Annotated in this window: 10 protein-coding genes; 5 read left to right on the top strand and 5 right to left on the bottom strand. The window is 70.6% G+C overall.

The annotated features are described in order from the left end of the window. A complete protein-coding gene (allB, locus tag FF041_RS21295) occupies positions 1-1,338 on the bottom strand; it encodes an allantoinase AllB (protein WP_153524249.1) in 1,338 nt (445 codons plus the stop codon). A 335-nt stretch (positions 1,339-1,673) separates the two neighbouring features. On the opposite strand from allB, the gene FF041_RS21290 reads away from it, so the two are divergent. Beyond that, positions 1,674-2,480 carry an IclR family transcriptional regulator gene (locus tag FF041_RS21290; RefSeq protein ID WP_323392322.1) on the top strand — a complete coding sequence of 269 codons (807 nt, stop codon included), beginning with the start codon at positions 1,674-1,676 and terminating at the stop codon, positions 2,478-2,480. Positions 2,481-2,678: 198 nt separating this feature from the next. Here FF041_RS21290 and FF041_RS21285 read toward each other — a convergent pair whose 3' ends face one another. Next, positions 2,679-3,368 (bottom strand): alpha/beta hydrolase, encoded by a 690-nt coding sequence (locus FF041_RS21285; RefSeq protein ID WP_153524247.1) that lies wholly within the window; start codon positions 3,366-3,368, stop codon positions 2,679-2,681. Positions 3,369-3,509: 141 nt separating this feature from the next. After that, entirely contained in the window at positions 3,510-3,830 is a 321-nt protein-coding gene (locus FF041_RS21280; protein ID WP_153524246.1) for a DUF5955 family protein, read from the bottom strand. Positions 3,831-4,083: 253 nt separating this feature from the next. Here FF041_RS21280 and FF041_RS21275 point away from each other — a divergent pair, with 253 nt between their 5' ends. The 3 genes from FF041_RS21275 to FF041_RS21265 all read left to right on the top strand — a co-directional run bounded on the left by FF041_RS21275 (position 4,084) and on the right by FF041_RS21265 (position 7,857). After that, positions 4,084-4,731, top strand: coding sequence for a nucleotidyltransferase family protein (locus FF041_RS21275; protein WP_153524245.1), 648 nt, complete (start codon positions 4,084-4,086; stop codon positions 4,729-4,731). Positions 4,732-4,941: 210 nt separating this feature from the next. Next, positions 4,942-6,567 (top strand): malate synthase A, encoded by a 1,626-nt coding sequence (gene aceB, locus FF041_RS21270; RefSeq protein WP_153524244.1) that lies wholly within the window; start codon positions 4,942-4,944, stop codon positions 6,565-6,567. Between the two features lie 63 nt (positions 6,568-6,630). After that, positions 6,631-7,857, top strand: a complete 1,227-nt coding sequence (locus tag FF041_RS21265; protein WP_153524243.1) for an FAD binding domain-containing protein — start codon at positions 6,631-6,633, stop codon at positions 7,855-7,857. Positions 7,858-8,173: 316 nt separating this feature from the next. On the opposite strand, the gene FF041_RS21260 is transcribed toward FF041_RS21265, so the two are convergent. Together FF041_RS21260 and FF041_RS21255 are read right to left on the bottom strand one after the other, a co-directional pair. Continuing rightward, positions 8,174-9,124, bottom strand: a complete 951-nt coding sequence (locus FF041_RS21260) for a fibronectin type III domain-containing protein (protein WP_323392318.1) — start codon at positions 9,122-9,124, stop codon at positions 8,174-8,176. A gap of 148 nt (positions 9,125-9,272) precedes the next feature. Beyond that, positions 9,273-10,802 (bottom strand): YfcC family protein, encoded by a 1,530-nt coding sequence (locus FF041_RS21255; RefSeq protein WP_153524242.1) that lies wholly within the window; start codon positions 10,800-10,802, stop codon positions 9,273-9,275. A 246-nt stretch (positions 10,803-11,048) separates the two neighbouring features. Here FF041_RS21255 and FF041_RS21250 point away from each other — a divergent pair, with 246 nt between their 5' ends. Then, a complete protein-coding gene (locus FF041_RS21250; RefSeq protein WP_153482600.1) occupies positions 11,049-11,537 on the top strand; it encodes a beta-class carbonic anhydrase in 489 nt (162 codons plus the stop codon). The last annotated feature ends 106 nt before the right edge of the window (positions 11,538-11,643 follow it).

Below are 11,643 nucleotides of genomic sequence, written 5' to 3'. Positions count from 1 at the left end.
TCAGCCGTTCCTTTCGAGCAGCCGGCCTGCGGGTGCGGCCGGGACGCCGTCGGCCGCGACGCGCTCCCCGCGCAGCCAGGTGGACCGGACCACTCCGTACAGGGTTCGCCCCGCGTACGCGGTGATCCGGTTGCGGTGGTGCAGACGTACGGGATCGACGGTGAAGCGCTCGTCGGGCGCGAGGACCGCGAAGTCGGCGTCCCGGCCGGGCTCGATCGCTCCCTTGCGTCCGAGTCCGGCGAGCCGGGCGGGCCCCGAGGACATCCAGCGGGCCACCTCGTCGAGGGTGTGCCCGCGCCGGCGGGCCTCGGTCCAGACCGCCGGGAGCCCCAGCTGGAGCGAGGAGATCCCGCCCCACGCGGAGGCGAAGTCCGGGGTCTTGAGCTCGGCGGTGCAGGGCGAGTGGTCGGAGACCACGCAGTCGATGACCCCGGCGGCGAGCCCGGCCCAGAGGGCGTCCCGGTTCGCCGCCTCGCGTATCGGGGGGCAGCATTTGAACTCCGTCGCCCCGTCGGGGACCTCCTCGGCCGTGAGGGTGAGGAAGTGGGGGCAGGTCTCGGCGCTCACCCGCACCCCCGCCGCCTTCGCCGCCGCGATCAGGGGCAGCGCGTCCGAGGACGACAGATGGAGTATGTGCACCCGGGCACCGAGCCGTTCGGCCTCGGTGATCAGCAGTTCGATCGCGGTGTTCTCGGCGGCGCGGGGGCGCGAGGCGAGAAAGTCCGCGTACCGGGGGCCGGGCCGCTGGGGCGTCAGCCGCGCTGGGTCCTCGGCGTGCACGATCAGCAGTCCGCCGAATCCGGCGATCTCGGTCATGGCGCGGACGAGTTGGTCCCGGTCGAGCTCCGGGAACTCCGGCACCCCGGACGGGGAGAGAAAGCACTTGAAGCCGAAGACCCCGGCGTCGTGCAGCGGGCGCAGCTCCCGGACGTTGTCCGGCACCGCGCCGCCCCAGAAGCCGGTGTCGATATGCGCCTTGGGGCGGGCCGCCCTCCGCTTGGTCCGCAGATGGCCGGCCGTGGTGGTCGGCGGAAAGGAGTTGAGGGGCATGTCGAGCAGGGTGGTGACGCCTCCGGCCGCCGCCGCGCGGGTGGCGCTGTGGAAACCCTCCCACTCGCCGCGGCCGGGATCGTTCACATGGACGTGGGTGTCGACGAGACCGGGGAGCACGGCGTCGTCGCCGAGGTCCTCGGACCGGGCGCCGGGCGGGACTTCGGCACCGTACGGCAGAACCGCCTCGATCCTGCCGTCCGCGACGGCGATCGCCGCCGCCCGTGTCCCCTCCGGTGTGATCACACGGGTGGAGCGCAGCAGCAGACTCACCACACCTTCGGTCATCCGTTCCCCTTTCACATCTGCATGCGAAATTCAACGAACTGTTGAAGGAGTCTTCACCCGGGTCGCCCCCTCCGTCAAGCATCCGGGCATCGGCCCCGGCTTCCATGGAGCGAAAGGCGGATTTCGCAGCACAGAAGGCCGATAGGGGTCCGAAGAGCACCGGCGGACGATCCCAGACGATCCCGGACGACCGCCCGTACCCGGGCGAACACCATCTGACCGGCGCGGACACCTTACGGACCGCAAGGTGCGGACGCCTTACGGACCGCAAGGTGACGGATACGGCCGCCCGGTAGGCTGCTCACTTGCCCGTCCGCCCGAAAGGACCGCCACCCGTGCCGACGTCCAGCGCCAGCACCTCCGACGCAGCCAAGACCGCGAACAGCGGTGGTGTGCAGTCCCTTGAGCGCGCCTTCGATCTGCTCGAAAGAATGGCCGACGCGGGCGGCGAGGTGGGGCTGAGCGAGCTCTCCGCCAGCAGCGGACTGCCGCTGCCCACCATCCACCGGCTGATGCGCACCCTGGTGACCTGCGGCTATGTACGCCAGCAGCCGAACCGCCGCTATGCGCTGGGGCCTCGGCTGATCCGGCTGGGCGAGTCGGCCTCCCGGCTGCTCGGCACCTGGGCCCGCCCCCATCTCGCCCGGCTGGTCGAGGAGACCGGCGAGACGGCGAACATGGCGCTGCTCGACGGGGACGAGATCGTCTATGTGGCCCAGGTGCCGTCCAAGCACTCGATGCGGATGTTCACCGAGGTCGGACGGCGGGTGCTGCCGCACTCCACGGGGGTCGGCAAGGCGCTGCTCGCGGGCTCTGCGCCCGACGAGGTACGGGCGCTGCTGGCGCGGACCGGGATGCCCGCGGCCACCGAAAAGACGATCACCACGCCCGAGGGCTTCCTCGCCGCGCTGGAGCAGGTGCGCCGCCAGGGGTACGCGGTGGACGACAACGAGCAGGAGATCGGGGTGCGCTGCCTCGCCGTCCCGGTGCCCGACTCACCGACCACGGCGGCTATCTCGATCTCGGGACCGGCGGGCCGGGTGACGGAGACGGCCGTCAGGAGGATCGTGCCGGTGCTCCAGGAGGTGGCGCGGGAGCTCTCGCAGGCGCTGCGCAGCACGGGCCCGGCGGCGAGCGGCTGAGGCGCTGAGGCGTCCGCTGACGGATAACGGAGCCCGGGCCACGGGGCGTTGCGCATGAGCCCCGGACTACGGGGCCCAGGGCGCGTGCACGGGGCGCATGGCATGGAGACCGGGCCCGGAGCCCGGCCTCCCGTCGTTGTACGGCACCGGAGGCTCGGCTCGGACCCCGGCGGCGTACGGTCCGGTCCGGTCCGGCCCTCAGGCCCCGGACACCGCCTCCTCGATCAGATCGGTCACGGCCTGCGGCTGCGACGCCAGCGACGCATGGCTGGCCTCCAGCTCGATGATCTTCCGCGGGGACATCCGCTTCGCCATCCGGCGTTCGTTGTCCGGGTTGATCATGCGGTCGGCGGTCGACACCTGATACCAGACGGGCTTCTTCTGCCAGGCCGGTACGGTGACGTTGTCGCCGAAGGTCGAGGCGAGCGGGGCCTTCTGGGTGACCGCCAGGACGAACGCCTCGTCCTCGCTCAGATCCGCGCAGAAGCTCCAGTGGTATTTGCTCTGCTCGACCCAGAGATAGCCGTCGGAGTCGGGGACGATGTTCTCGAACGCCTCGGGCGGATACTCCTGGCTGATCTGCCCCGGGCTCTCCCCCGCGTCGGGCGCGAAGGCGGCGACGTAGACCAGCCCGGTCACATTGGGCAGATCGCCCATCTCGGTGATGACCGCGCCGCCATAGGAGTGGCCCACCAGGACGACGGGCCCGCTGATCTGCTTCACCATCTTCCGGGTGCGCTCGGCGTCCTCGGCCAGCGAGGCCAGGGGCATCTCCACAGCGTGCAGAGAACCGTAGCCCCGGTTCCTCAGTTCGAGGATGACCTTGCCCCAGTGGGCCGCGCCTCCCCAGAACCCATGCACCAGAACGATTGCCGGCTTGTCGGCCATATCGACTTCCTCTGAGAGCTCGATGGTCGTTTTGAGGCTTTCCTCCCTAAATTAAGACCGCAGCGACGGACGTGCCACCGCTGCGGTACAAGACAGCCCGTCCGGACTCCTGGAGGAGTCCGGACGGACGGAGCGAACGGACTACCGGACCGGACCAGGCGACTGCCCGAAGAGGTCGACCGCGTGACGCACCTGCATCAGAGCCGGTCCGAGTGCGCTCACCGACCCGATCGCGCCCGCGATCAGCAGCAGCGAGCGCCGCATCCGCTGGATGTCGGACTGTCCGCCCTGCGCCATCGCGGCCAGTACGGCCAATTCGTCCTCGGCGATGTCCCGGTCGGGGAACCGGCCGGGGTTTCCGGCCAGTTCACGTCGGAGCCGGGAGACCGCCGCTCCCAGCGCGCTCGCCCTCGGATCCTTCCCACTCCCTGTCACCGGCGCCTGCCCCACGCTCCGCAACAAAGTTCTCCCCCTCGCACACACCCCGGACCGGTCCGCACGACCGTCAGTCGACGGCCAACCACCCAGAGTTGCGGGCAAGTTAACGCCATGAGGTACGTTACGCGCCACTCCGTGGACCGAATTCAGGACGCGAATGTCAAGGTCTCTTTCCGGTCGCCGCCCGGCGCGGGATCTCCGTACCGCGTCTGCACCACGTCCGTACCTCCGTACCGCGTCCGTGACCTCCGTACCGTGGATGGGATAGGCAGTCCCCATGACACCCCCATCAGCGCCCCCGCCGCCAACCCCGACGCGAGGCCCCGTGCCGACCAGGCACCCTGTCGTCGCCGGGCTGCTGCTCGCCGCGGGCGGCGGGCGGCGGCTCGGCGGGCTGCCGAAGGCGCTGCTCCGCCACCGGGGCCGCCCGCTGGCCGAACACGCCGTACAGGCCCTGCGCGAGGGCGGCTGCGACCCGGTGCATGTGGTGCTGGGCGCGGCGGCGGAGCAGGTGCGCGCCGAGGCGGAGCTCGGCGGCTGCACGGTGGTCGCCAACCCGCGGTGGCGCGAAGGCATGGGCTCCTCGCTCCGGGCGGGTCTCGCCTCCCTCGCCGACACGGGGGCGGACGCGGCGCTGGTGTGCCTGGTGGATCAGCCGGGCGTCGGGGCGCCGGCGGTGGCCCGGGTCCGTTCCGCGTACGGCTCGCGGGACACGCTGGCGGCGGCGGCGTACGCGGGTGAGCGCGGCCATCCCGTACTCCTCGGCGCGCACCGCTGGCGGGGCGTGGCGGCCGGGGCGGAGGGCGACCGGGGGGCCCGCCGCTATCTGGCGGCGCACCGGGCGTCGCTGGTGCTGGTCGAGTGCGGGGACATCGCCGAGCCCTATGACATCGACACGGCCGACGACCTCGACCGCCTTGAGTAACGGCCCCAACGGCCCTAATGGCCCGGAAGACGGTCGCGGAGAGGGCCGCCGGGCCGGAGTACCTCGGGGCCGACCCGTCTTGTACTTCCACGATGAGGAAACTACTATCCACCGATCAGAAACTCTCGGCCCCTCAGCCCTCCGCGCAGATGCCCGCACGCCGTACGCCGCACGCATCCCCACCACGCCCGCTGAAGGAAGTGACCGCCCATGTCCGCACCGGCGCCGTCCCCGCTGGCCATCGTCGCAGCAGACCCGCTGCCCCGGCAGGAGGAGGTCCTCTCGGACGCGGCCCTCGCCTTCGTCGCCGAGCTGCACCGGCGTTTCACCCCCCGCCGCGACAAGCTGCTCGCGCGCCGGGCCGAGCGCCGCGCCGAGATCGCCCGCACCTGCGCCCTGGACTTCCCCCGGGAGACCGCGGCGATCCGCGCCGACGACTCCTGGCGGGTCGCCCCCGCGCCGAAGGCCCTCGAAGACCGCAGGGTCGAGATCACCGGCCCCGCCGACCGCAGGATGACCGTCAACGCGCTGAACTCCGGCGCCCGGGTCTGGCTCGCCGACTTCGAGGACGCCTCCGCTCCCACCTGGGCGAATGTGGTCACCGGTCAGCTCAATATGATCGACGCCTTCCGCCGCCGCATCGACTTCGCCGATGAGCGCACCGGAAAGTCGTACGCCCTGAAGCCGGACGGAGAGCTGGCCACGGTCGTGATGCGCCCGCGCGGCTGGCATCTGAGCGAACGTCATCTGCGGGCCGCCGACGGCAGCGCGGTCCCCGGCGCGCTGGCCGACTTCGGCCTCTACTTCTTCCACAACGCCCAGCGGCTGATCGACCTGGGCAAGGGGCCGTACTTCTATCTGCCGAAGACGGAGTCGTATCACGAGGCCCGGCTCTGGAACGATGTCTTCCTCTTCGCCCAGGAGTACATCGGGATCCCCCGGGGCACGATCCGCGCGACGGTGCTGATCGAGACGATCACCGCCGCCTACGAGATGGAGGAGATCCTCTACGAGCTGCGCGAGCACGCCTCCGGACTGAACGCGGGCCGCTGGGACTATCTCTTCTCCATCGTCAAGAACTTCCGGGACGGCGGGGAGAGGTTCGTGCTCCCGGATCGCAACGCGGTCACGATGACCGCCCCGTTCATGCGCGCCTACACCGAACTCCTGGTCCGCACCTGTCATAAGCGCGGCGCGCACGCGATCGGCGGCATGGCGGCCTTCATCCCCTCCCGCCGCGACCCCGAGGTCAACCGGGTCGCGTTCGAGAAGGTGCGGGCGGACAAGGACCGCGAGGCCGCCGACGGTTTCGACGGCTCCTGGGTGGCGCACCCGGATCTGGTCCCGGTGGCCATGGCCTCCTTCGACGCCATCCTCGGCGAGCGCCCCCATCAGAAGGACCGGCTGCGCGAGGACGTCGAGGTCGCGGCCGGCGATCTGATCGCCGTCGACTCGCTCGACGCCGCACCGACGTACGGCGGTCTGCGCAACGCCGTCCAGGTGGGCGTCCGCTATATCGAGGCGTGGCTGCGCGGGGTGGGCGCGGTAGCGATCTTCGATCTGATGGAGGACGCGGCCACCGCCGAGATCTCCCGCTCCCAGATCTGGCAGTGGATCAACGCCGGCGTGGTCTTCGAGAACGGCGAGCGCGCCACCGCGGAACTCGTCCGGCGGGTGGCCGCGGACGAACTCGACGCCGTCCGCGCCGAGCTGGGCGATGCCGCCTTCGCGGCGGGCAGCTGGCGGGAGGCGCACGATCTGCTGCTGAAGGTGGCCCTCGACGAGACATACGAGGACTTTCTGACCCTGTCCGCATATGAGCGGCTGACGGGCTGATTCACGCCATCGCATCCCCGCGATCACCGGGTCCCGGGCGTCCGGTGCTGTCATGATGCGCCCATGAGCGGAGTGCGGGTGGCCGTCGTGGGCGGCAGTATCGCAGGCTGTGCGGCGGCGCTCGCCGTGCACCGCGCGGGGTACGGGGACATCGTCGTCCATGAGCGCGCGGCGGGCGATCTCGCCGAGCGGGGCGTGGGCGTCGCCGTCCACAGCGAGCGCTACGCGGAGCTGGAGAGCGCGGGCTATCTGGACGCGGCGATGCCGTGCGTACGGATATCCGAGCGCCGCTGGTACGTCAGGGACGGCGCCGATCCGCTGGGACGGGTGATCCGGGGGGAGACGTTCCCCTTCCGTGCGTACAACTGGGGTTCACTCTGGCGTGAACTGCGCGGCCGGGTACCGGATTCGGTCGAATTCCGGTCGGGTACGACGGTGGAATCCGTCGTCGAGTCGGCGACCGGAGCCGAGGTCCGGACGGCCGGGCCCGCCGGAGCGGGAGTCCCTTCGGGCTCCGACCGCTATGACCTGGTGATCGGCGCGGACGGCTATCGCTCGGTGGTCCGGAACACGGTCTGCCCCGATGTACGGCCCGCCTACGCGGGCTATCTGGCCTGGCGCGGGGCCTACCCGGAGAGCAGGCTGGCCGATCCGGGGCGGTGGGAGAAGACGGTCACGGCGTATGTCGCCTTCGACGGCGGCCATGCGGTGATCTACCGCATCCCCGACGCCCAGGGCGGCCACCGGGTCAACTGGGTGCTGTACACCGCCCCGCCGCCCGGGCTCGACATCTCCCTCGACATGCCGACGAGCCTGCCGCCCGGGACCCTGAGCGATGCGCTGCACCGCCATCTGACGGAGCTGGCCGGGGACCGGCTGCCGCCGTTCTGGGCCGCTCTGGTGGGGCTGACCGGCCCGGACGAGCTCTTCGTCCAGCCGATGTACGACTTCACCGCCTCCCCCGGGGTCACCAGTCGGCTCGCCCTGGTGGGCGACGCGGCCACGGTCGCGCGCCCTCACACGGGCGCGGGGGCGGTCAAGGCCCTCCAGGACGCCACCCTGCTGGAATCGGCGCTGACCGCCGCTCCGGATCTGCGGGAGGGGCTGCGCGCCTACGAGAGTTCGCGGGCCGCGATGGGCCGCACCATGGTCGAGCTGGGCCGCCGCCTCGGCCATGCGCTGGTCGAGGCGACACCGGACTGGCAGTCGCTGGACGGACCGGCGCTGGACGCCTGGTGGCAGCGGGCCGACGCGGCCGGGGCGTTCGGCGGGAAGCGACTGCGGAAGTGAGCCTCCGTCACAGGCCCCGACCTGCGGGCGGGGCCTGTGACGACGTGCCCTAGGTCGTGTCTTCAAAGTCCCGTCTGTCTGCCGTGCCCTGGCACGCACGCTCTCCCCCGTAGCCCTGCGGGCACGGGAGGGACCCCCAGCGTTGGCGTCAGTCGCCAATGGCCCCCTGTGCCTAGCGGCACGGGAGGTGCCCCCACCGCAGTGGCTCCTTCCTCCGCCTTGCGATCGCACGCACCAGACCCCGCCAGACCCTCCCCCTGGGCTTCGCCCGGGGGGACCCCCATCCGGGCGGACGACGCTACTTTGAAGACACTCCCTAGCGGAGAACGACCGTGCGCTGGGCGGAGAAGTCGCCCCATTTGCCGTCCGGGAGCTTGGCCCGCAGTTTGACGCTGTAGCGGGTGCCGGGCGGATCGGTGACGGTCATCGTGTACGTCGCCCTCTTCCCGGTCGGCATCGCGCCCCAGACGATGGTCGTGGCGGGCTTGCCGTCGAGATACAGCTCATGCGACTCGATGGGGCCGTCGGCCTCCGGGGGGAGCCAGCTCAGTTCGACGCTGCCCTTGCGGACAGCGGCCTTCAGATCGGTGGGGGCGGTGTTCGGGCCCTCGCCGGGCGCGGCGGCGGTGGTCAGATCCACGGCGTTGCTGTCGGGCGAGGAGTTCTCGGCCGCGTCACGGGCCCGGATCGTGAAGGTATAGACCGTGCCGGGCCGCAGACCGGTGACCCGGGCGCTGGTCTCGGTGCCGGACACACTGTGGATACGGGAGTCCTCCTGGTAGATGTCGTACGAGGTCACCGCGGTGTTGTCGGCGGCGGGCCGCCAGCGCAGGCTGACGGCCCGCTTTCCGTCCAGCTCGCCCCGCAGCCCCGTGGGCCGGGTGGGGGCCTTGGCGTCCTCGGGGGTGGGGGCGGGGGTGGTGACGGATATCGCCGCGCTGGGCTTGGACAGATTGCCCGCGGCGTCACGGGCCCGGACGGTGAAGCTGTACGCGGTCTCGGGCTTCAGCCCGTTGACGTCGACCATGGTCTTGGCCGCGGGCACGGTCTTGACCTTGGCGTCCTTCTGGAACACCTCGTAACCGGTCACGGCCTTGTCGTCGGACGCCTGCTCCCACATGACGTGGACGGAAGTGGCGCTGCCCGCCTGCACGGTGACGCCGGACGGGGTCGTGGGGGCCTTGGAGTCCTTGTCGTCACCTCCGCAGCCGGTGACGACGAGCGCGCTCAGACAGAGGAACGCGATGAGTGTGGGGGGACGTTGCACGGGTGGGACCTCCGCAAGCGGACGAGAATGGTCCAGACCTATATGGCACAGTCCTCGCCCGGCAGACAAGACCTCACCGCGGATTGCCTCACTCCCCCGTCCGGCGGACGGCGCTGCTTCGAAGACGCGGCCCGGGGGGCGCCGCGGCTCAGGTCAGTACCGCGCCTGTCACCAGAAACCCGCAGATGAGCACCGCGAGAATCACCAGCAGCGGCCAGACGAACCGGAGATATCTGTCGTAGCCCACCTTCGCCAGCGCCACCCCGCCGATGGTGACCGCCGTGGTGGGGACCCAGAGATTCATCAGGCCGCTCGCCGACTGCCACGCGGTCACCGCCACCGCGCGGGAGACGCCCGCGAAGTCCGCGAGCGGGGCGAGGATCGGCATCGCCAGCGTGGCGTGCCCCGAGGTGGAGGGGATCAGAAAGGCCAGAGGGAGGTTGACGAGAAAGACGATGACGGCGAAGAGGCCCGAGGAGGTGCCCCGCACGACCCCCTCGATGGAGTGCAGAACGGTGTCCGTGACCTGGGAGTTATTCATGATCACGGTGACGCCCCGAGCCAGCACGATCACCAGGGCCGGGGAGATGAAGTCGGCCGCGCCCCGGACCACGGTCGCGCTGAGCCGTGGCTCGCCGAAACGGGCGACCAGGCCCACCAGGACCGCCGCGACCAGGAACATCGCCGCCAGCTGCGGGAAGGACCAGCCGAGTTCGAAGCCGTACGGCGTGGCGTCCGCGTCGCCCGTCAGAGCACCGGCCCAGGGGACGACCGAGAAGATCATGAATGCGAAGACCAGGGTGACGACGATCAGCACCGTCTTATGGAGGCCGGTCAGATCGGGTGGGACCATGTCGTCGCTGATCGCCGTGTGATCGCGGTCGCCGGGGAGGAAGCCGGAGAGGGAGCGGTCCGGTCGCTCCCTCACGCGCCGCGCGTAGCGGGTGACATAGGCGATGGTGACGGCGGTCAGCACCACCCACATCACCGACCTCAGCGCGATGCCGTCGCCGAGCGAGATGTCCGCGGCGGATGAGGCGACGCCGGTGGCGAACGGGTTGACGGTGGAGCAGAGGACCCCGATGCCCGCGCCGAGGATGATCGCGCCGGTCGCTGTCATGCGGTCGTAGCCGAGGGCGAGCATCAGCGGCACGATCAGCCCGTAGAAGCCGAGGGTCTCCTCGGCGAAGCCCTCGACCGTGCCGAGCACGGAGAAGACCGTCATCACCCCGGCGATCAGCAGTGCGCCCCGGTGGCGCAGCCGGTGGGCGAGCCGGGCGATGCCCCGGTCCAGGGCCCCGGTGGCGAAGACGACCGTGATGAAGGCGCCGATGGCGAGCACGAAGAGGAAGACCCCCGCGCTTCCGTACAGCTCGCCGACCAGATCAGGGCCGACCAGTCCGGACCGCTGGTCCTGGATGCCGTACAGCCCGTTGACCGGGGAGAGAAAGAGATCGTTGAGGCGGTCGGTGAGGCTCTGTCCGCTGTCGACCCGGTGGTAGGTGCCCTCGATGGGTGCGCCGGAGGCGTCGCGGTCGTATACGCCCGGCGGGATGAGGAAGGTCAGCGCCCAGACGGCGATGGTGACGATGACCAGCACGGTCAGCGCGCTGGGGAAGGTGAAGCGCCTCTCGCCCGTGGGCTCGTCGGGGGCCCGGTCGGGGGCGGCCGTGGTCATCGGGGCCTCCGGTGGATGGGCTCGCCCCGGCGCCGGGCCGGGGTCCGTTCTTCCGCGACAGGGCTCCATCGGAACAGAGGCGGGCCGTGACCGCACCTCGGTCGTCGTCCGAGCGGCGGGGGGCATGGGCTCCGGCCATGCTCTGGCGCATACCGGTCAGGCCCATTCCTGTTCGAATTCCCGCTCGTTACTTTGCGAGGAGCGGCGCATAACAGCCTTCGGCCGCTTCCGAACAGAGAGGCGATCATGTCCACGACCGATGAATACGTGTCCAACAACGAGGTGTACGCGGCGACCTTCTCGGGACCGCTCCCGCTCGCGCCGCACCGGCGACTTGCGATCGTCACCTGCATGGACGCCCGCATGAACGTCTATGCGATGCTCGGGCTGTGCGAGGGCGACGCCCATGTCCTCCGGAACGCGGGCGGCGTGGTCAGCGAGGACACGATCCGCTCGCTGACCATCAGCCAGCGTCTGCTGGGCACCCGGAAGATCATGCTGATCCATCACACGGACTGCGGCATGCTCACCTTCACCGACGATGAATTCAAACGTCAGATCGAAGAAGAGACCGGCATTCGCCCCAGCTGGGCCCCGGAGGCATTCTCCCGCCTTGAGGACGATGTACGCCAGTCGATTCGCCGCATCGAAGTCGCCCCTTCCATTCCTTACACGAAATCGATTCGTGGATTCATTTTCGATGTGGCGACCGGCCGTCTGAAGGAAGTGGAATGAGATGACGTGAGCCCGGCGGGGGGGATTCCGGGGGCCGGTACGAGCCGCGAGGGCGCGGGGCGCGGCCACCGCCACCGGTCTTCCCTCTCGGGCAGGGGTCGCTTCC

This window comes from Streptomyces jumonjinensis, from assembly GCF_009600885.1.
GTDB classification, from domain to species: Bacteria; Actinomycetota; Actinomycetes; order Streptomycetales; family Streptomycetaceae; genus Streptomyces; species Streptomyces jumonjinensis.
The sequence above is the reverse complement of the archived record's forward strand: the minus strand, read 5'-3'. Positions and strand labels throughout refer to the sequence as shown.

Bases quoted from the DNA above. Each gene is read 5' to 3' on its own strand.
- FF041_RS21285 (WP_153524247.1), bottom strand. From the start codon at position 3,368: ATGGCCGACAAGCCGGCAATCGTTCTGGTGCATGGGTTCTGGGGAGGC.
- FF041_RS21265 (WP_153524243.1), top strand. From the start codon at position 6,631: ATGAGCGGAGTGCGGGTGGCCGTCGTGGGCGGCAGTATCGCAGGCTGT.
- FF041_RS21250 (WP_153482600.1), top strand. From the start codon at position 11,049: ATGTCCACGACCGATGAATACGTGTCCAACAACGAGGTGTACGCGGCG.
- allB (WP_153524249.1), bottom strand. From the start codon at position 1,338: ATGACCGAAGGTGTGGTGAGTCTGCTGCTGCGCTCCACCCGTGTGATC.
- FF041_RS21255 (WP_153524242.1), bottom strand. From the start codon at position 10,802: ATGACCACGGCCGCCCCCGACCGGGCCCCCGACGAGCCCACGGGCGAG.
- FF041_RS21275 (WP_153524245.1), top strand. From the start codon at position 4,084: ATGACACCCCCATCAGCGCCCCCGCCGCCAACCCCGACGCGAGGCCCC.
- aceB (WP_153524244.1), top strand. From the start codon at position 4,942: ATGTCCGCACCGGCGCCGTCCCCGCTGGCCATCGTCGCAGCAGACCCG.